Genomic DNA, 18,432 nt, shown 5'->3' with positions numbered 1-18,432 from the left:
GGTGTTTGCCGATTTTCGGGAGCATCTTAAGCTGAGGTGGTAGTTTTAAGAATTGAACAAGGGGACCTATCATGGCCAAAGACAAGAAGCTGAAAGAACTTAAAAAAGAAGTCAAATCGCGCGAAGGCAAAGTAGAACGCCAGCAGAGCAAGCTGAAGAAAGCCAAAAAAGCCCTGAAAAAGGCGAGCTGATTTTCGGCAAAAGGGGAACGCGCCCAAATCTTACTGTGATCTCAATCGAGCAAACACAACGACGGTGCCGCGCGTGATACCCCACCAGACAGTTAAGCACCGCCCCCGTCCTTGGATCGGGGCGGTTTTTTGTTTTTCTGAAAGCTGTGGAATACAATTTCTTATGAGCGCTTGCAGCATTGCCAAGCATGGTAACTGTTACAATTTTAGGCCATACACGCGAGCAACAATCACCCTTTTGCCCCAAGGTTCGCCATGACCCAGATCGTTACTGCCCTCTCCGAGATCTCTGACCGCTATCAGGCCTTGTTTGTTGATCTTTGGGGCTGTGTCCACAATGGGGTCACAGCGTATCCGTCAGCGGTTGCTGCCTTGCAAGAGTATCGCGCCAAGGGCGGCACGGTGGTGTTGGTGACCAACTCCCCCAAACCACGCGCAGGTGTTGCCACGCAACTGAGCCAATTCAATGTGCCGGATGACGCCTATGACATCATCGCCACCTCAGGCGATTCTGCGCGCTCGGCAATGTTTCGGGGTGCAGTTGGAAACAAAGTCTATTTCATGGGGGAATGGCAGCGCGATGCTGGGTTCTTTGAACCTCTCAGCCTGCTGGAGAACCCAGTCGAAATCGAACGTGTCGCCTTGCAGGACGCTGAGGGCATCGTTTGCTGCGGTCCCAACGACCCGATGGCTGATCCAGACGTGAACCGGGCAGATTTCCTGTACGCCAAAACCAAGGGCATGAAATTGCTCTGCGCGAACCCTGACATTGTTGTGGACCGTGGCGAGGTGCGGGAATGGTGCGCAGGTGCCTTGGCAGGTCTTTATACAGAGATGGGCGGAGAGAGCCTGTATTTTGGGAAACCCCATCCGCCGATCTATGATTTGGCCCGCCGTAGGCTTGCATCCTTGGGCAAGGATATCCCCGATTCCGAGATTCTTGCGATCGGAGATGGCGTGATTACGGACATTGCGGGGGCCATGGGCGAAGGAATCGATTCCCTTTTCATCACAGGGGGGCTGGCTGCATCAGAAACAAAAACTGGCCATCAACCTGACCCAGAAGCGTTAACTGACTACCTGACAAAGGAAAAATCGAACCCCACCTATTCGATTGGCCTGTTGCGGTAAGAAAAAAGTGCTTGATTTTCTGCACCTGCAAAGTAATAAAGTTGCCTCATACCGGCAGGGTGTGACTGATAATTACCCAGCCAGACAGAAAAGAGGACACTATGTTGGACAATCTGCCCCGCGGAACGATCTGCATTGAAGACATCGAAATGGGCATGACCCGGTACCTGCGCAAAGTGGTGACCGATGAAGACATCGAGATGTTTGCTCAGGTGTCCACGGACCGCAATCCGGTGCATCTGGACGATGAATATGCACGCGACACCATCTTTCAGGGCCGTATTGCCCACGGGATGCTGACTGCGGGGCTGATCTCGGCCGTGATTGGGGAACAACTACCGGGCCATGGCACCGTATACATGGGCCAGTCGCTGAAGTTCCTAGCACCGGTTCGCCCGGGCGACATGGTGTATGCCGAGGTCAAAGTCGTTGACATCGAAGTCGGCAAACGCCGTGTGAAACTGGATTGCCACTGCTCTGTTGATGGGAAAAAGGTCCTGATTGGCGAAGCGATGGTTCTTGCCCCCTCGCGTAAGTTCGACTGACCCAACGCAGTGCTTGCACGTCCCGCCTGAGAACGCTAGGCAACGCCTATGCGCATCATCCGGGACTATCAGTTTGTTGAACCTCAAGATCGCGGTGCTTGCGCCGCGATTGGCAATTTTGACGGCGTCCATCTGGGTCATCAATCGGTGATTGAACTCGCCCGGCAAGCCGCCCCAGACGCGCCTTTGGGTGTTCTGACTTTTGAGCCCCATCCGCGTGAATTCTTTGCTCCAGCCGCCCCATCTTTTCGTTTGATGCGGGGCTCTGCCCGCGCGCACCGGCTTGAGAAACTGGGAATCGAAAAGCTGTACGAGCTGAATTTCAACGCAACTCTGGCCAACCTCAGCCCGCGCGAATTTGCTCAGAACGTCGTTGCTGACGGATTGGGGCTGACGCACGTTATCGTTGGTGCGGATTTCTGTTTTGGCCAGGGACGTACAGGGAACGCCACTGATCTGGCAAATTTTGGTCAGGAAATGGGGTTTGGTGTCACCATCGCCCCGCTTTTGGAGCAATCGGAGGATATCGTGTCATCCACAGCCATTCGTAAGGCCCTGGCCGAAGGACGCCCACGGGATGCCGCGCGCATGTTGGGCCACTGGCATCGCATCGAAAGCGAAGTAATTGGTGGCGAGCAACGTGGTCGTGAATTGGGATTCCCCACCGCAAACATGTCCATCGACGGCCTGCACCAGCCCGCGTTTGGCGTTTATGCTGTTTTGGTTGATGTTCTTGATGGCCCCCATCAGGGCAGCTATCACGGCGCGGCTTCGATGGGTGTGCGTCCAATGTTTGGCGAAAACCGTCCCAATCTAGAAACTTTCTTGTTCGACTTTTCTGGCGACCTCTATGGGGCGACCTTGTCTATTGGCCTCGTGGACTATCTACGCCCTGAACAAAAGTTCGACGGGCTTGAGGCACTTATTGCTCAGATGGATAACGATTGCGCCCGTGCCCGTGAGATTCTAGGCGCGTTATGACCGATCCAATCGACCGCGATGGTCTTAAAAAACGTTTCTGGGAAAAGAAGCCCCTCAAGGACCTGTCCCAAAAGGAATGGGAAGCCCTCTGTGATGGCTGCGGTAAATGTTGCCTGAACAAATTGGAAGATGAGGAGACAGGCGAGGTCGCATTGACACGCGTTGCCTGCCGTCTGCTGGATGATTCCAGCTGTCATTGCGCGCAATACCCGATCCGACATCAGTTTGTACCTGAATGCATCGTGCTCAAGCCCGATAATCTGGATACCCATGCGTATTGGATGCCGCAAACCTGTGCCTATCGGCTGCTTTGGAAAGGAAAACCCCTTTACGATTGGCATCCGTTGATATCAGGTGACCCTGATAGCGTGCACAAGGCCGGAATTTCAGTCCAAGGGTGGACTGTATCGGAATTTGAAACGCCCGAGGAAGAGTGGGAAGACCACATAATCGAGGAACCAATCTGATGTATTTTGCCTCTGACAATTCAGGACCCGTCCACCCACAGGTACTGGAGGCATTGGCAGAGGCAAACCAAGGCTACCAGATGGCCTATGGCGCTGATGCTCTGATGAATGATGTGCGCGACAAGATCCGCGCCCTGTTCGAAGCCCCCGGAGCGGCGGTTTATCTGGTTGCAACGGGCACCGCCGCAAATTCGCTGGCACTCGCCACTTTGTCAGAACCTTGGCAGACCATCTTTTGCTCGCCTGTCGCCCATATCCACGAAGACGAATGCAACGCTCCCGAATTCTATAGCGGGGCCAAGCTGACGTTGGTTCCCGGTGGTGACAAGATGACGCCAGCTGCGCTGCGCCAGTCAATCGCAGGCGAAGAAACCCGTGGCGTACATGGCCCACAACGCGGGCCAGTTTCGGTCACACAGGTCACTGAACGTGGCACAGTTTATTCTCTGGATGAGCTACAGGCTCTGTGCAAGGTCGCCAAGGAGTTCGACCTTCCCGTCCATCTGGATGGTGCCCGGTTTACCAATGCTATGGTCGCTTTGGGATGCACGCCCGCAGAAATGACGTGGAAAGCCGGGGTAGATACGGTCAGTTTTGGCGGCACAAAGAACGGGTTGATGGGTGTCGAAGCGGTCATCTTCTTTGATGAAACGCGAGCTTGGGAATTTGAGCTGCGGCGCAAGCGCGGCGCGCATTTGTTTTCAAAACACCGGTACTTGTCTGCGCAAATGGATGCGTATCTGCGCGATGATCTGTGGCTGACCAGTGCGCGTCAAGCCAACGCCAACTGTGCTCGGCTGGCAGAGGGGTTGCGCGCGGCAGGTGCATCGTTCCTGCATGATCCACAGGCCAACATGATCTTTGCCAGTTTTCCGCGCGCCCAGCACAAAGACCTGCATGCTGCTGGGGCGGTGTACCATCTGTGGGGTGCAGAGCTAGAGGGCGACGACCCTGAAGAAATGTTGGCGTGCCGTCTGGTTTGCGACTGGTCGATCACAAACGCGCAAATTGGCCAGTTCCTGTCATTGCTTAGCTAACTTTGTTGGCCAATGGTGTCCTGCTACAGCATGGCTGTTCCGGACACTGCCCAAGTTAAGATCTTGACCAAAAATCCCGCAGCAGAGACGCCGTTGTTCCCGGATGCGAGATCGGGAGCATATGCCCAGCACCGGAAACCGGCTGTGACTGCGCATTGGGTAAGCGCTGTGCCAGCCCTTCGTTGATCATATGTATAACGGGTTGTGTTTCCGTCCCACGTAGCAACAAACAGGGCATTGTCGCGCGCTCCAAAATACCAGGGCTCAGTAACCCTGCCTGATCGTCATAAAGGCTCGCGTCACAGGCCGGGACCACATGGATGCTGCGTGTCATCGCGGCACGCGTGGCCTCTGGCATATCTGGCCACCGCGGACTTCCCGATGAGCTCCACATGCGGTTGAAAAGGCGCGCCCCCAGCGCATGGTCACCCGCAGCGATTGCATCCGCAAATGGCTTTGCATCTTTGCGCAATTGAGACACCAGGTCAGGTGCCTCCTGATCAGCAACTGCAAAGAAAACCGGCTCGATCAGAGTAAGGCTTCGAACCAGTTCCGGGTATTCAACAGCCAGCCGCAGGGCCACTGTTGCCCCAAAGGAGTGCCCAATCAGGTCCATAGGTTGTTGAAGCAGCATAGCCGCCGCTTCAACGTTTCTGTCTTGATAGCCCCCCTGCCCGTCCCAATCCGGGCTTTGCCCATGAGACAGCATATCAAAGGCGGTAAAGGTGGCCTCTTTGTCCAAGCGCCCCGCCACCCCCTTCCACGCGCCAGAATGGGCGATGGTACAGTGGATGGCCAGAACTTGACGCGGTCCACTTCCCAATTGGCGAACGTGAACCGGTTGCGGCAAAGAGGCCAGATCCTTCATGCTTTCAGCGTCTCCAGATGCTTGTCCAAGTCAGCCAACCTGTCTTGCCCCCAGAACCGTTGCCCATCTTCGGTGACATAAAACGGTGCACCAAAGACACCGTTTTCAACGGCCGCTTCGAGATTGGCAGCGTAGGTATCAGCCCCAACAAGCAGACCACTGTCGGCCAAGGCAGGATCAAAACCAGCGCCCTGTAGACATGCGCGCACGACGTCATCCTCGGCGATGTCTTTTTCTTCAGCCCAGCAGGCGCGCAAGATCAAGCGGCACAATTTGCCGACATCCCCGCCCCCGGCTTTGGAGGCCGCAATGATCGCATATGACGACGGTGCCGCATTGGTTGGCCAATGTGCTGGTTTCAGATTGAAGTCCATTTCCAGATTTGCCGAGCGTCGCATCAAATCCTGGGCGCGATATTCAATCCGCGACGGATGCCGGTCTTTGGGGGAAATCCCTCCGGTTCGACCAAACAAAGAAAGGATGTCCATCGGTTTATAGTTGATCGTTGCACCATGTTTGGCAGCAATTTCTTCCAAACCGTCCCCAGCCAGATAGGCATAGGGCGACAGTGTCGCAAAATAGTAGTCAATTTGGGCCATATTCACTTTCTCCGTAGCGTTACCTATGCGCGAAGCTAAGCCCATGCTAAGCGGTGTCAACATCACGAATCTGTCACATAGCCTTTGCTGCCTGGGGATATTCAGCTCATGCCGACACTTAACGAACCCAAACTCATCTCTGGGAACGCCAACCTTCCTTTGGCCGAATCCATTGCACGCCGCATGAGCCTGTACCGAGGTGTCGACCAAGGACTGGTCGATGCGCGTGTAGAGCGTTTCAACGACGGTGAAATCTTTGTCGAAGTTTTCGAAAACGTGCGCGGTGAGGACATGTTCGTCATCCAGCCGACGTCGAACCCGGCCAATGATAACCTGATGGAACTGCTGATCATCTGTGATGCGCTGCGTCGCTCTTCGGCCCAGCGGATTACCGCCGTGATCCCATACTTCGGCTATGCCCGCCAGGATCGCCGCACCAAAGCCCGCACGCCTATCACGGCGAAGCTGGTTGCCAACATGATGGTTGAAGCAGGCATTGAACGGGTTCTGACACTCGACCTGCACGCTGCTCAGATTCAGGGCTTTTTCGATATTCCGGTGGACAACCTTTATGCGTCACCCATTTTTGCGCTGGACGTTAAGCACCAGTTCAAGGACCGCATGGATGAGTTGATGGTGGTTTCGCCAGACGTTGGTGGCGTGGCCCGTGCACGTGAACTCGCCAAACGCATCAACGCACCGCTTTCGATCGTTGATAAACGTCGCGAAAAGCCGGGTGAAGTTGCCGAGATGACCGTTATCGGGGACGTTTCCGGTAAAACCTGTCTGATCGTGGATGACATGTGCGACACCGCTGGCACGCTGTGCAAGGCGGCTCAGGTGTTGTTGGACAATGGCGCCAAAGAGGTACACTCCTACATCTCGCACGGCGTCATGAGCGGCCCAGCGGTCGAGCGTGTAACCAATTCGGTTATGAAGTCACTGGTCATCACAGATTCGATCCAGCCCACTCAGGCAATACTGGATGCACCAAACATCCGGATCGTCCCAACGGCCCCGATCTTTACCCAAGCAATCTTGAACATCTGGAACGGGACGTCTGTCTCATCCTTGTTCGAGGACAAGACACTGACACCGATCTACGAGTCGCTGTACCATATGGACTGATCAGTCAGGGCATTCAGTAAAATCAAAGGCGGCCAATGGCCGCCTTTTGCATTTGTAGATCCAAGATCTTTGTCGCAATTCACCTTTGCCCAAAAGCCTAGGCAAGCTTTAGCTCGAGATAGACAAGATATGGATCCAGTTCCGGGGCGTTTGCATTTTCAGGGTATCGAGCAATGTAGCGAAACCCAAATCTTTCATACATCGACAACATCGCCGCATTGCCAGTGATTGTGTCCGCGTACAGAGCCGTGCAACCCATCTTTCGTGCCTCAGCTATCCTAGTCTCAAACAGCTGCCGCCCTAACCCGCTGCCTTGCGCGCTGGGGCGTACATACATTCGTTTCAATTCAGCAGCATCTGCTCGAATTTTTCGAAGAACACCGCATCCAACCAGCGCTCCATCTGACTGTGTTGCCAACAGTATTCGCCCCTCGGGTGGGGTTAATTCATCCAAATGATCCATAGTATCAGACGCCAAATCAACAGCAGAGAGAGTGGGGCCGCCTGCCCCCACCAACTTGTCGATCATGATCTGATAGTATTCCACCATCAAAGCTTGGAAAGCCGGCGGGTCAGGTAAGGCAGTGACGAATTCAAGTTTGTAGGTCATGGAACCTCCCAGTCGGCTAATCTGCATGATGCGCGTGGGAATGTTCAAGAGCAAGACGTCACTCAAAGGGGACGATCCCCTGACCTGAGGAATGACAATCTGGGGGTTCTACGAAATGTCCCAATCATCATCATCTGAGACATCCCCGATCGCCATCCAAGCCACCCGCACCCGCGCGACACGCGTGTCAGCCCAAGTATGGAACACAATATCAAAGCCAGTGGTTGATATCTGCTCCGCTGTGACCTCGGCCCGTACAGCAAAGGTCGTATCAACGTCCCACAAAGATATGTGAGCCTGCACAGCAGGAGTTGATCGAAATGGTTCTTGAAAGGTGACTGCCAGGCGTCGTTCGCGTGTCCCGGATCCGGTCCACATCTCACCACCATTTTCGAAATCAGAAAACAGCTGCTCATCGCCCTGAGCAATGGCAATCGGGTGGGTTTTGAAAAACTTCATCTCGTCATTCTAATCTTCAAGCATGGCCATGCAGCACTATCTACGGCAGGCCAAAAAACACAAAAAAAGCCGGCCCCGTCAAGGGCCGACTTTCTATTCGTTCGCTAAGACGCCTGTCACAGGCTCATATGGGTGCCGAGGGCTTCCATATCAGCCAACAACTTGGCGGCCTCATCTACGATGCTTGGGTGCGCCTGGGCAGCCTCATGCGATGCGCGCGCTTCGGCGATCAACTCGTCGATATGTGCGCGTGTCACTTCGGATACCGGCGTTGCTTTTTCAGCCAGCACGGACAGGGAGCCTGCGCCAATCTCAGCGAAACCGCCGGTTACCAGGTATTCACTGGAACCTTCGGGGCCTTCGATCCGCAGGATGCCTGGACGCAATGTGGTGATGGTCGGAGCATGATCAGGCATTGCTGTCATGTCGCCATCTGCGCCAGGGATCTGCACCGCGCTCACCTGAAGCGAAGCAAGGCTCCGCTCTGGTGAGACAAGGTCAAATTGCATGGTATCGGCCATCAGGTATACTCCTTAGGCGGCTTCAGCAGCCATTTTTTCGGCTTTAGCGATCACTTCGTCAATGCCACCAACCATCAGGAAGGCCGCTTCGGGAAGGTGATCGTATTCGCCAGCCACAACAGCCTTGAACGATGCAATGGTCACGTCCAGAGGAACCTGAACACCGGGCGAACCGGTAAAGACCTGAGCAACGTCAAACGGCTGCGACATGAAACGTTCGATCTTACGCGCACGTGTCACGGTCAGTTTGTCTTCTTCTGACAGTTCGTCCATGCCGAGGATCGCGATGATATCCTGAAGCGATTTGTAACGCTGAAGGATCTGCTGAACTTCGGTCGCAACCGCATAGTGCTCTTCGCCAACGATGGCTGGGTCAAGCAGACGCGAAGTCGAGTCGAGCGGGTCAACAGCAGGGTAGATACCCTTTTCCGAGATCGCACGGTTAAGAACGGTTGTCGCGTCCAAGTGCGCAAACGATGTGGCCGGCGCAGGGTCGGTCAAGTCATCCGCGGGAACGTATACGGCCTGAACCGATGTAATCGAACCGGCTTTGGTCGATGTAATCCGTTCCTGCATCGCGCCCATGTCGGTCGCCAGTGTGGGCTGATAGCCAACCGCCGAAGGAATACGACCCAGCAGAGCCGAAACCTCGGAACCAGCCTGTGTAAAGCGGAAGATGTTATCCACAAAGAACAGAACGTCGGTACCGGTCGCATCACGGAACTGTTCCGCCAGGGTCAGACCCGACAGAGCAATACGCATACGTGCCCCGGGAGGCTCGTTCATCTGGCCGTAAACCAGAGCAATTTTCGAGTCTTCCAGTTTCTCAGGAACGATAACACCGGATTCGATCATCTCGTGGTAAAGGTCATTGCCTTCACGCGTACGCTCACCAACACCCGCGAACACGGACACGCCCGAGTGCACTTTGGCGATGTTGTTGATCAGTTCCATGATCAGAACGGTTTTGCCAACACCGGCACCACCGAACAGACCAATTTTACCACCCTTGGCGTAAGGCGCCAACAGGTCAACAACCTTAATGCCTGTAACCAGAACTTCGGATTCAGTTGCCTGATCCGCAAATGCTGGCGCATCCTGGTGGATGGCACGGGTTTCGGTTGTTTCAACAGGACCTTTTTCGTCGATGGGCTCGCCCACAACGTTCAGGATCCGGCCGAGCGTCGCGGTGCCAACTGGAACCATGATCGGTTGACCAAGGTCGGTCACTTCGGCGCCGCGAACGAGGCCTTCGGACGCGTCCATCGCAATGGTACGGACTGTGTTTTCACCAAGGTGCTGAGCAACTTCCAACACCAGCTTTTTGCCGTTGTTGGTGGTTTCCAGCGCGTTCAGAATTTCAGGCAGTGCGTCATCGAACTGGACGTCGACGACGGCCCCGATGATCTGCGTGACTTTGCCTTTTGCATTCGCCATGTTTCGTCTCCGGTTTCTTAAAGCGCTTCAGCGCCCGAAATAATTTCAATCAGCTCGTTGGTGATTACGGCCTGACGCGAGCGGTTGTACTGGATCGTCAATTTGTCGATCATTTCGCCTGCGTTACGGGTCGCGTTATCCATCGCGCTCATCCGGGCACCCTGTTCAGATGCGCCATTCTCCAGCAGAGCAGAGAAGATTTGGGTCGCAACTCCACGGGGCAGCAGATCGGCCAAGATGGCCTCTTCGCTGGGCTCGTAGTCGTAAAGCGCCGTATCTCCATCACCCTCAACTTCGTCGAACGAAGCTGGAATGATCTGCTGTGCGGTTGGGATTTGTGTCACAACATTCACGAACTTCGCGTAGAAGATCGTCGCAACATCAAACTCTTCGGCATCAAAGCGCGCCAGGATGTCCTTTGCGATGTCTTGCGCATTGGAATAGCCCAAACGCTTGACTTCGCTCAGGTCAACGTGACCCACAAAGTATTCCCCAAGATCCCGTTTGATCGCATCGCGGCCTTTTTTGCCCACGGTGAGGATCTTGACGGTTTTGCCTTGCGCCTGCAGCTCAGCTGCTTTGGCACGGGCCAGTTTGGAGATGTTGCCGTTGAAGCCGCCACAAAGGCCGCGTTCAGCAGTCATGACAACCAACAGATGAACCTGATCACTACCGGTTCCCCGGAGCAATTTGGGGGCGCTATCGCTGCCCCCAACCGACGCAGCCAAACCCGCCATGACCGCGTTGAAACGCGCGGTATAGGGGCGTGATGCCTCGGCAGCCTCTTGGGCGCGGCGCAATTTTGCGGCCGCGACCATCTGCATGGCTTTGGTGATCTTGCGGGTCGATTTGACCGACTCGATCCTGTTTTTAAGGTCCTTTAGACTTGGCATTGCCGCGTCTCCTTAAGCGAAGGTTGCGGCGAATTCGTCCAGAGCAGCCTTGATCTTGTCCGCAGCGTCACCCTTGATCTTGGGATCTTCGTTGGTGATCCAGTCCAGCAGATCCTGGTGCTTGCCACGCAGGTGCGCCAGCAGGCCAGCCTCATAACGGGTCACATCGGTTACATCGATTTTGTCGAGGTAAGCGTTGGTACCAGCAAAGATGACGCAAACGATTTCGGCGTTTGTCAGCGGTGCGTACTGTGGCTGTTTCATCAGCTCGGTCAGACGGGCACCACGGTTCAGCAACTGCTGAGTGGCGGCGTCGAGGTCCGAACCAAACTGCGCAAAGGCAGCCATTTCACGATACTGAGCCAGTTCCAGTTTCACCGGACCCGCAACCGACTTCATCGAGTTGGTTTGAGCCGACGAACCCACACGAGAAACCGACAGACCGGTGTTCACAGCAGGACGGATACCTTGGTAGAACAGTTCGGTTTCCAAGAAGATCTGACCGTCGGTGATCGAAATCACGTTGGTTGGAATAAACGCGGAAACGTCACCACCTTGGGTTTCAATAACAGGCAACGCGGTCAGCGAACCGGAACCGTTATCTTCGTTCAGCTTGGCCGAACGCTCCAGCAAGCGGGAGTGGAGATAGAAAACGTCACCAGGGTAAGCTTCACGTCCGGGCGGACGACGCAGCAGCAAGGACATCTGGCGATAGGACACGGCCTGCTTGGACAAGTCATCATAGATGATCAGAGCGTGACGGCCGTTGTCGCGGAAGAATTCCGCCATCGCGGTCGCGGCGTAAGGTGCCAGGAACTGCATAGGTGCTGGATCAGAAGCGGTCGCAGCAACAACGATCGAATATTCAATCGCACCGGACTCTTCGAGCTTTTTAACCAGCTGAGCAACGGTCGAACGTTTCTGACCGATCGCAACGTAAACGCAGTAGAGCTTCTTGCTCTCGTCGTCGCCAGCAGCTTCGTTAACCGATTTCTGGTTCAGGATCGCGTCCAGAGCAACGGCAGTTTTACCGGTCTGACGGTCACCAATGATCAGCTCACGCTGGCCACGACCGATTGGGATCATCGCGTCAACCGACTTGAGGCCAGTCGCCATCGGCTCGTGAACCGATTTACGTGGGATGATGCCCGGCGCTTTAACGTCTGCAACACCGCGCGCGGAAGATTCGATGGGGCCTTTGCCGTCCAGGGGGTTGCCCAAGCCGTCAACAACACGACCCAGAAGACCGTTGCCGATTGGCACGTCCACGATCGAGTTGGTCCGCTTAACAGTGTCGCCTTCTTTAATGTCCCGGTCGGAACCAAAGATAACCACACCAACGTTGTCTGTTTCCAGGTTCAGGGCCATGCCCATAATGCCACCTGGAAATTCGACCATTTCACCGGCCTGAACGTTGTCGAGACCGTAAACGCGGGCGATACCATCGCCAACGCTCAGCACGCGACCGATTTCGGCCACTTCTGCGTCCTGACCAAAGTTCTTGATCTGGTCCTTCAGGATTGCAGAAATTTCTGCAGCTTGGATACCCATTTATCCGACCTCTTTCATTGCATTCTGGAGGGAGTTGAGCTTGGAGCGGATCGACGTGTCGATCATCTTCGAGCCCACTTTAACGACAAGACCGCCAACGAGGCTTTCGTCGACGGTCGCATTGATTGTAACGGTTTTGCCAACACGCTCGGACAGCGTCTTTGACAGTTTTTCGGTCTGAGCCTTGGTCAACGCTTTGGCTGATGCGACATCAGCGGTGACTTCACCGCGTGCCTCTGCCAACTGATCACGCAGAGCGTTCAGCAGCTGAGGAACCACAAACAGGCGACGCTTTTGCGCCATCAGAGCCAGTGCATTGCTCAGCACAGGATCCAAACCCATTTTTCCGGCTACAGCCGAAATCGCGGCTTCTTGCTCAGCGCGTGACACCAGCGGTGAATTCACCAACTGACGCAACTCTGCACTATCGCTCAACGCGGCAGCCAAATCTTTGACGCCGGTTTCAAGACCATCGAGGTTATTGTTCTCTTTCGCGATCTCAAAGATCGCGGTGGCATAGCGCGCAGCGATGCCTACGGAAATCGAAGCTGGTTCGGACACGTCCACCCTTCCGACAATTGGCCCCGGTTTCGCACACCACATACGCAGCCCGGGGGCGTGAAGAAGCCCCGCCAAAACGGCAGGGCATCAAAATCAGCGTGGATGTAACAGAGCCCACTCAACCAAGCAACATAGTATAGCGGTAACAGGTTTATCCACAAAACAAGTGTTTTCAAGGAGTTAGCAAAACTGCGACCCTTTGCACCGGCTTTGGACGTGAAAAATGTTACTAAAACTCAGGTTTTTTCGATTCTTGTGACGGATTCCCTAGCGTCACACCTCCAACTGGCATCTTCGATAAGTCCAGTTTACCCACCTGCTGAAGCTGATAGTTAAAAAATGAGATCCATTGAAGTGCAACCCCCGGATCTGAACTAAATGAGACAACCGGATGCCGAGATCGGATTGAACAATGACTTAGGCCGGCTTGGGACGCGGGTTAGACAGCCCTTCGAGAATGCGAATGCGGGATGGAGCTTTGTCACGGATCTTGGCCCCACTGGGCGGATGCAATCGCTTACTCACCTCAACGATAAAGACCCCGCCCGCCATAACCGTCGGAACACGCGTGCCTGTGCGCTCCATCAAGGCACCTGATTTGAGCCAGAACCGCTTTGAAGAGGGGGGCTGATACAAAGCGGAACAGTGGAATTCTGGCAAGAATTCATGGATGCGCAGTTGTGTCTCCAATTGCCCCAAAGAATACGGCCGTCCAAAGCCAAACGGTGTCTTGTCCGATCGAGACCAAAGCCCGGCCCGGTTCGGCACAATGAACAGGGCTTTTCCACCCGGCCCTAGAACACGCCAACATTCCTCTAGCAGTTGCGAGGGACGCTCGGACGTTTCCAGCCCATGCATGACGATCAGTTTATCAACATGGCCGGTATCAATTGGCCATTTGGTTTCTTCGGTCAGGACCGAAACGTTCGCCATGCCAGCAGGCCAGGCCATCACCCCTTGAGGCCCCGGCATCAGGCCGATCACGCGCCGAGCGTCAGAGAGATACGGGCGCAACAAAGGCACAGCAAAGCCAAAGCCTGCAACGGTTTGGCCACTGGCTTCGGGCCAAATATCCAGCACCCGATCCCGGATTGATCTTTGCGCGGCACGACCCAGCGTGCTGCGATAATAGAAATTCCTCAGATCTTGTACATCAAGGTGCATTGCAGGTGCCTGTGTGATCGGCCAGTTTAAAGGTCACTCTAGCAATGAAGGAGCAAAAGACCATGCCTCTCGAGATCCTAACTATTCCATGTCTCAGCGACAACTATGCCTTTATTGCCCATGATGCGGCAAGCGGGGAAACAGCCCTGATTGATGCCCCCGAAGCTGCCCCTATTTTATCGGCTCTTGCAGAACGCAATTGGCGCTTGAGCCACATCCTGCTGACGCACCACCATTGGGATCATGTCGAAGGTCTGGCTGATATCCTGAAAGCGCATCCAGCCAAGGTGATCGGTGCAGCCGATGACGCCTATCGCCTACCCCCTTTGGACATAGAAGTCCGTGAAGGAGATGAGCTGACATTTGGTGGGGAGCCAATACAGGTTCTGGATGTGTCTGGGCACACTATCGGCCATATCGCATTTCACATACCAAATAGTGCGGCCGTGTTTACCGCTGATAGCCTGATGGCTTTGGGATGTGGCCGTCTGTTCGAGGGCACCCCAGAGCAGATGTGGGAGTCGCTGAGCAAGTTGGCTGCTCTGCCCCGCGAAACCGTCGTATATTCGGGGCACGAGTACACTCAATCGAACGGGCGCTTTGCTGAAACCGTTGATCCGCACAACCCTGACCTGAAAACACGCATTGCAGATATCGCCTCAGCACGCGCTGCAGGCAAAGCCACCGTTCCATCCACTTTGTCACTGGAATTGGCAACCAACCCCTTTTTGCGGGCCCAAGACCCCGCTATTAAGACGCACCTGGGCATGGAAGAGGCCGATGCAGCTGCGGTTTTTACCGAAATTCGTGCACGCAAAGATCGCTTCTAATCCCCTATAGACAGGACTTCACAGCCGCACTCACAGGAAATGTGACCCAAAAATGAAAGAAAACCCTTGAAGCTGCGGCTCTATCAACCAAACTCTAATACTATGAGGACATGGTTGGTACGGGGGAATGATCGCAAATCATCCCCTTCCCGACCCAAGACAGAGGAGCACCCGCGTGCCTTCATTCTCGAGCACACTTGAACACGCCATTCACGCAGCCCTGGCTGCTGCCAACGAACGGCACCACGAATTTGCAACGCTGGAGCACCTTTTGCTGGCGCTGCTTGACGAGCCCGATGCGGTGCGCGTCATGAAAGCTTGTAGTGTGGATCTGACAGATCTTCGCAGCACTTTGGTCGAATTCATCGACGAAGACCTGTCTAATCTGGTCACTGATATCGATGGGTCCGAAGCGGTTCCAACTGCTGCGTTCCAACGTGTGATCCAGCGCGCTGCAATCCACGTCCAAAGTTCGGGCCGCACAGAAGTCACCGGCGCCAACGTTTTAGTCGCGATCTTTGCGGAACGCGAAAGCAACGCTGCCTATTTCCTGCAAGAACAGGAAATGACACGGTATGACGCGGTGAATTTCATTGCGCATGGCGTCGCCAAAGATCCCGCCTTTGGGGAAAACCGCCCTGTAACCGGAGCGACTGAAAGCGAAGAAGAACCACAGCCGACTGTTGAGCCCGACAAAAATGAGAGCGCGCTTGCCAAATATTGCGTCGATTTGAACGCCAAATCCCGCGAAGGCGATATCGACCCTCTGATCGGGCGTGATCAAGAAGTCGAGCGCTGCATTCAGGTTTTGTGCCGCCGTCGCAAAAACAACCCCTTGCTGGTTGGTGACCCCGGTGTTGGCAAAACAGCAATCGCCGAAGGTCTGGCCCGCAAGATCGTCAATGGCAAGACCCCCGAAATCTTAGCCAACGCAACTATCTATTCGCTCGATATGGGCGCATTGTTGGCTGGCACCCGTTATCGTGGTGATTTCGAAGAGCGGCTTAAAGCCGTTGTGACAGAGCTTGAAGATCATCCAGATGCAGTTCTGTTCATTGACGAAATCCACACGGTCATCGGCGCTGGTGCTACCTCTGGTGGCGCAATGGATGCTTCTAACCTGCTGAAACCTGCGCTGCAGGGCGGCAAGTTGCGTACTATGGGATCGACAACCTACAAAGAGTTCCGCCAGCACTTTGAAAAAGACCGAGCGCTGAGCCGTCGTTTCCAGAAAATCGACGTCAGTGAACCAACGGTCGAAGACAGCATCAAGATTTTGCGTGGTCTGAAGCCCTATTTTGAAGAGCACCACGATATCAAGTATACAGCCGATGCGATCAAATCGGCGGTAGAATTGGCGGCGCGTTATATCAATGACCGGAAATTGCCGGACAAGGCGATTGACGTCATCGACGAAGCAGGCGCAGCCCAACATCTGGTTGCCGAAAGCAAACGCCGCAAGACCATTGGGGTGAAAGAGATCGAAGCCGTCGTGGCCAAAATCGCGCGCATTCCGCCGAAGAATGTCACCAAAGATGATGCCGAAGTTCTGAAAGATCTCGAAAACTCGCTGAAACGCGTCGTATTTGGGCAAGATGATGCAATCGACGCTTTGTCGAGCGCTATCAAACTGGCGCGTGCCGGACTGCGCGAACCAGAAAAGCCCATCGGGAACTATCTGTTCGCGGGCCCAACCGGCGTCGGTAAAACCGAGGTTGCCAAGCAACTTGCGGATACGCTGGGCGTTGAATTGCTGCGGTTTGATATGTCTGAGTACATGGAAAAACACGCCGTCAGCCGTTTGATTGGCGCCCCTCCGGGTTATGTCGGATTTGATCAGGGCGGTCTGTTGACTGACGGTGTTGATCAGCATCCACACTGCGTCTTGCTGCTGGATGAGATGGAAAAAGCCCACCCCGATGTATATAACATCTTGTTGCAGGTGATGGATAACGGCCAGCTGACAGATCACAATGGCAGAACCGTGAACTTCCGCAATGTTGTGTTGATCATGACGTCAAACGCAGGTGCCTCAGAGCAGGCAAAATCTGCGATTGGGTTTGGTCGGGATAGGCGCGAAGGTGAAGATACCGCTGCGATTGAGCGCACATTCTCACCAGAATTCCGCAACCGTCTGGATGCCGTGATTTCGTTCGCACCTCTGCCCAAAGAAGTCATCCTGCAAGTTGTTGAAAAGTTTGTTCTTCAACTCGAAGCGCAGCTGATGGATCGTCACGTTTCAATCGAACTGACGCGTCCGGCCGCCGAGTGGCTTGCTGACAAAGGGTATGATGATCGGATGGGGGCCCGTCCTTTGGGACGTGTCATTCAGGAATACATCAAAAAGCCACTCGCTGAAGAACTCCTGTTCGGCAAACTGGCCAAAGGTGGTGTTGTCAAAGTCAGCCTCAAAGATGGAAAATTGGATCTAAAAATCGACGGTCCAGATCAGCAGCGCATCTCGGGCGACAAGCCGCCCCTGCTCACAGCTGAATAATGCGAGCGGCCTTAACGGCTCTCTTTGCACTCGTCGCAGGATCTGCGGCGAGTGCGCCTGTTTTGAGCCTCCCGATTGACTGCGAACTTGGTGTGAATTGCCATATCCAACAATACCCGGACAGAGACCCCGGTCCCGAATTTCGAGACTTTCGATGTGGCCAATTGGCCTATGACGGGCACAAGGGAACAGATTTCTCCCTCCCCACGCTAAAAGCGATGCAAGAGGGCGTAAATGTCCTTGCTGCCGCACCCGGAGTTGTGCGTGGTTCTCGCGATAGCATGCCCGACAAATATTTCACAAAAGAACATGCCGAGGACGTCAGCGGGCGCGAATGTGGCAACGGCGTTGTCGTGCGTCATGCGGATGGATGGGAAACGCAGTATTGCCACATGAAACTGGGCTCGATCCGTGTCCAGAAAGGGAACCGCGTCAAACAGGGCACTATCTTGGGCGAAGTTGGGTTAAGTGGTAAAACCCAGTTTCCTCACTTACATTTATCCGTGCGTCAGAATGGTCAAGTGGTTGACCCTTTTGACACCAGCGACACTTCACTGTGCGGCCAAGCAGGGAACAGCCTATGGCACTCGGAGCTGCCGTACGTGCCTGGCGCGCTGATTGACATTGGGTTCAGTCCCAATCTCCCCAAATACGAAGACATTCACGCTGGGTCTGCCAAAATGAATTCCCTTCCGGCAGAATCTGAGGCGCTTGTGTTATTTGGTTTTGCATATGGCGGGCTAAAGGGGGACATTATGCGTCTCTCAATCTCTGGCCCAAATGGGTTTTCACTGTCTCATGATGCAGAATTAGAAAAGAACCGCGCTCGGTTCTTTAGGGCCTATGGCAAACGCTTGAAACAAGCCGCATGGCCCCAAGGAACCTATCGTGGGACCGTCAAAATGATCCGAGACGGTGCGACGCTCAGCGAGCAATCCATCAACATGATCATCGAATAACGA

Annotated in this window: 19 protein-coding genes; 9 read left to right on the top strand and 10 right to left on the bottom strand. The window is 54.5% G+C overall.

Annotation, left to right across the window (positions count from 1 at the left end; all coding sequences use genetic code 11):
- The first annotated feature begins 446 nt into the window (after positions 1 to 446).
- The 5 genes from ABWV33_RS18785 (at position 447) to ABWV33_RS18765 (ending at position 4,352) form a co-directional block, all read left to right on the top strand.
- Positions 447 to 1,322, top strand: a complete 876-nt coding sequence (locus ABWV33_RS18785; protein ID WP_121999287.1) for a TIGR01459 family HAD-type hydrolase — start codon at positions 447 to 449, stop codon at positions 1,320 to 1,322.
- Positions 1,323 to 1,423: 101 nt separating this feature from the next.
- Complete coding sequence (locus ABWV33_RS18780) at positions 1,424 to 1,867, top strand: MaoC family dehydratase (protein ID WP_113822565.1); 444 nt, start codon at positions 1,424 to 1,426, stop codon at positions 1,865 to 1,867.
- Between the two features lie 48 nt (positions 1,868 to 1,915).
- Positions 1,916 to 2,848, top strand: a complete 933-nt coding sequence (locus ABWV33_RS18775) for a bifunctional riboflavin kinase/FAD synthetase (protein ID WP_113822564.1) — start codon at positions 1,916 to 1,918, stop codon at positions 2,846 to 2,848.
- Positions 2,845 to 3,315 (top strand): YcgN family cysteine cluster protein, encoded by a 471-nt coding sequence (locus ABWV33_RS18770; protein WP_353332979.1) that lies wholly within the window; start codon positions 2,845 to 2,847, stop codon positions 3,313 to 3,315. The genes ABWV33_RS18775 and ABWV33_RS18770 overlap by 4 nt, the downstream gene beginning before the upstream one ends.
- Positions 3,315 to 4,352: a threonine aldolase family protein gene (locus ABWV33_RS18765; protein ID WP_353332977.1), complete on the top strand. Its 1,038-nt coding sequence runs from the start codon at positions 3,315 to 3,317 to the stop codon at positions 4,350 to 4,352. The genes ABWV33_RS18770 and ABWV33_RS18765 overlap by 1 nt, the downstream gene beginning before the upstream one ends.
- A 55-nt stretch (positions 4,353 to 4,407) precedes the next feature.
- Here the strand turns inward: ABWV33_RS18765 and ABWV33_RS18760 are convergent, their stop codons facing one another.
- Positions 4,408 to 5,220, bottom strand: coding sequence for an alpha/beta fold hydrolase (locus ABWV33_RS18760; protein WP_353332975.1), 813 nt, complete (start codon positions 5,218 to 5,220; stop codon positions 4,408 to 4,410).
- Positions 5,217 to 5,819 carry a 2-hydroxychromene-2-carboxylate isomerase gene (locus ABWV33_RS18755; protein WP_353332973.1) on the bottom strand — a complete coding sequence of 201 codons (603 nt, stop codon included), beginning with the start codon at positions 5,817 to 5,819 and terminating at the stop codon, positions 5,217 to 5,219. The genes ABWV33_RS18760 and ABWV33_RS18755 overlap by 4 nt, the downstream gene beginning before the upstream one ends.
- A 108-nt stretch (positions 5,820 to 5,927) precedes the next feature.
- Here ABWV33_RS18755 and ABWV33_RS18750 point away from each other — a divergent pair, with 108 nt between their 5' ends.
- Complete coding sequence (locus ABWV33_RS18750; protein WP_113822559.1) at positions 5,928 to 6,947, top strand: ribose-phosphate pyrophosphokinase; 1,020 nt, start codon at positions 5,928 to 5,930, stop codon at positions 6,945 to 6,947.
- A gap of 97 nt (positions 6,948 to 7,044) precedes the next feature.
- On the opposite strand, the gene ABWV33_RS18745 is transcribed toward ABWV33_RS18750, so the two are convergent.
- The 8 genes from ABWV33_RS18745 to ABWV33_RS18710 all read right to left on the bottom strand — a co-directional run bounded on the left by ABWV33_RS18745 (position 7,045) and on the right by ABWV33_RS18710 (position 14,143).
- Entirely contained in the window at positions 7,045 to 7,557 is a 513-nt protein-coding gene (locus ABWV33_RS18745; protein WP_353332971.1) for a GNAT family N-acetyltransferase, read from the bottom strand.
- 108 nt (positions 7,558 to 7,665) lie between these two features.
- Positions 7,666 to 8,016 (bottom strand): H-type lectin domain-containing protein, encoded by a 351-nt coding sequence (locus ABWV33_RS18740; protein WP_113822557.1) that lies wholly within the window; start codon positions 8,014 to 8,016, stop codon positions 7,666 to 7,668.
- 116 nt (positions 8,017 to 8,132) lie between these two features.
- A complete protein-coding gene (locus ABWV33_RS18735) occupies positions 8,133 to 8,537 on the bottom strand; it encodes a F0F1 ATP synthase subunit epsilon (protein WP_121999281.1) in 405 nt (134 codons plus the stop codon).
- Positions 8,538 to 8,549: 12 nt separating this feature from the next.
- Positions 8,550 to 9,974, bottom strand: coding sequence for a F0F1 ATP synthase subunit beta (gene atpD, locus ABWV33_RS18730; RefSeq protein WP_113822555.1), 1,425 nt, complete (start codon positions 9,972 to 9,974; stop codon positions 8,550 to 8,552).
- Positions 9,975 to 9,991: 17 nt separating this feature from the next.
- Complete coding sequence (locus tag ABWV33_RS18725; protein ID WP_353332968.1) at positions 9,992 to 10,867, bottom strand: F0F1 ATP synthase subunit gamma; 876 nt, start codon at positions 10,865 to 10,867, stop codon at positions 9,992 to 9,994.
- Positions 10,868 to 10,879: 12 nt separating this feature from the next.
- Entirely contained in the window at positions 10,880 to 12,418 is a 1,539-nt protein-coding gene (gene atpA, locus ABWV33_RS18720; RefSeq protein ID WP_113822553.1) for a F0F1 ATP synthase subunit alpha, read from the bottom strand.
- Positions 12,419 to 12,979 carry a F0F1 ATP synthase subunit delta gene (locus ABWV33_RS18715; protein ID WP_113822552.1) on the bottom strand — a complete coding sequence of 187 codons (561 nt, stop codon included), beginning with the start codon at positions 12,977 to 12,979 and terminating at the stop codon, positions 12,419 to 12,421.
- Between the two features lie 417 nt (positions 12,980 to 13,396).
- Positions 13,397 to 14,143 (bottom strand): class I SAM-dependent methyltransferase, encoded by a 747-nt coding sequence (locus ABWV33_RS18710; protein WP_353332965.1) that lies wholly within the window; start codon positions 14,141 to 14,143, stop codon positions 13,397 to 13,399.
- 62 nt (positions 14,144 to 14,205) lie between these two features.
- Here ABWV33_RS18710 and gloB point away from each other — a divergent pair, with 62 nt between their 5' ends.
- The 3 genes from gloB to ABWV33_RS18695 all read left to right on the top strand — a co-directional run bounded on the left by gloB (position 14,206) and on the right by ABWV33_RS18695 (position 18,429).
- A complete protein-coding gene (gene gloB / locus ABWV33_RS18705; protein ID WP_353332963.1) occupies positions 14,206 to 14,973 on the top strand; it encodes a hydroxyacylglutathione hydrolase in 768 nt (255 codons plus the stop codon).
- Positions 14,974 to 15,148: 175 nt separating this feature from the next.
- On the top strand, positions 15,149 to 17,470 hold the full coding sequence (gene clpA, locus ABWV33_RS18700; protein WP_113822549.1) for an ATP-dependent Clp protease ATP-binding subunit ClpA: 2,322 nt from the start codon (positions 15,149 to 15,151) through the stop codon (positions 17,468 to 17,470).
- Positions 17,471 to 17,532: 62 nt separating this feature from the next.
- Positions 17,533 to 18,429: a M23 family metallopeptidase gene (locus ABWV33_RS18695; RefSeq protein WP_353332961.1), complete on the top strand. Its 897-nt coding sequence runs from the start codon at positions 17,533 to 17,535 to the stop codon at positions 18,427 to 18,429.
- Positions 18,430 to 18,432 lie beyond the last annotated feature (3 nt).

Origin of the sequence: Phaeobacter sp. NW0010-22 (assembly GCF_040365955.1) — a bacterium.
Classification (GTDB): Bacteria; Pseudomonadota; Alphaproteobacteria; order Rhodobacterales; family Rhodobacteraceae; genus OMPR01.
Note: the sequence above shows the minus strand (reverse complement) of the source record. Positions and strands in the feature narration are given on the sequence as shown.

What these genes read in the sequence shown, in the direction of transcription:
- ABWV33_RS18785 (WP_121999287.1), top strand. Translation starts at nt 447, where the DNA reads ATGACCCAGATCGTTACTGCCCTCTCCGAGATCTCTGACCGCTATCAG.
- ABWV33_RS18780 (WP_113822565.1), top strand. Translation starts at nt 1,424, where the DNA reads ATGTTGGACAATCTGCCCCGCGGAACGATCTGCATTGAAGACATCGAA.
- ABWV33_RS18775 (WP_113822564.1), top strand. Translation starts at nt 1,916, where the DNA reads ATGCGCATCATCCGGGACTATCAGTTTGTTGAACCTCAAGATCGCGGT.
- ABWV33_RS18770 (WP_353332979.1), top strand. Translation starts at nt 2,845, where the DNA reads ATGACCGATCCAATCGACCGCGATGGTCTTAAAAAACGTTTCTGGGAA.
- ABWV33_RS18765 (WP_353332977.1), top strand. Translation starts at nt 3,315, where the DNA reads ATGTATTTTGCCTCTGACAATTCAGGACCCGTCCACCCACAGGTACTG.
- ABWV33_RS18760 (WP_353332975.1), bottom strand. Translation starts at nt 5,220, where the DNA reads ATGAAGGATCTGGCCTCTTTGCCGCAACCGGTTCACGTTCGCCAATTG.
- ABWV33_RS18755 (WP_353332973.1), bottom strand. Translation starts at nt 5,819, where the DNA reads ATGGCCCAAATTGACTACTATTTTGCGACACTGTCGCCCTATGCCTAT.
- ABWV33_RS18750 (WP_113822559.1), top strand. Translation starts at nt 5,928, where the DNA reads ATGCCGACACTTAACGAACCCAAACTCATCTCTGGGAACGCCAACCTT.
- ABWV33_RS18745 (WP_353332971.1), bottom strand. Translation starts at nt 7,557, where the DNA reads ATGACCTACAAACTTGAATTCGTCACTGCCTTACCTGACCCGCCGGCT.
- ABWV33_RS18740 (WP_113822557.1), bottom strand. Translation starts at nt 8,016, where the DNA reads ATGAAGTTTTTCAAAACCCACCCGATTGCCATTGCTCAGGGCGATGAG.
- ABWV33_RS18735 (WP_121999281.1), bottom strand. Translation starts at nt 8,537, where the DNA reads ATGGCCGATACCATGCAATTTGACCTTGTCTCACCAGAGCGGAGCCTT.
- atpD (WP_113822555.1), bottom strand. Translation starts at nt 9,974, where the DNA reads ATGGCGAATGCAAAAGGCAAAGTCACGCAGATCATCGGGGCCGTCGTC.
- ABWV33_RS18725 (WP_353332968.1), bottom strand. Translation starts at nt 10,867, where the DNA reads ATGCCAAGTCTAAAGGACCTTAAAAACAGGATCGAGTCGGTCAAATCG.
- atpA (WP_113822553.1), bottom strand. Translation starts at nt 12,418, where the DNA reads ATGGGTATCCAAGCTGCAGAAATTTCTGCAATCCTGAAGGACCAGATC.
- ABWV33_RS18710 (WP_353332965.1), bottom strand. Translation starts at nt 14,143, where the DNA reads ATGCACCTTGATGTACAAGATCTGAGGAATTTCTATTATCGCAGCACG.
- gloB (WP_353332963.1), top strand. Translation starts at nt 14,206, where the DNA reads ATGCCTCTCGAGATCCTAACTATTCCATGTCTCAGCGACAACTATGCC.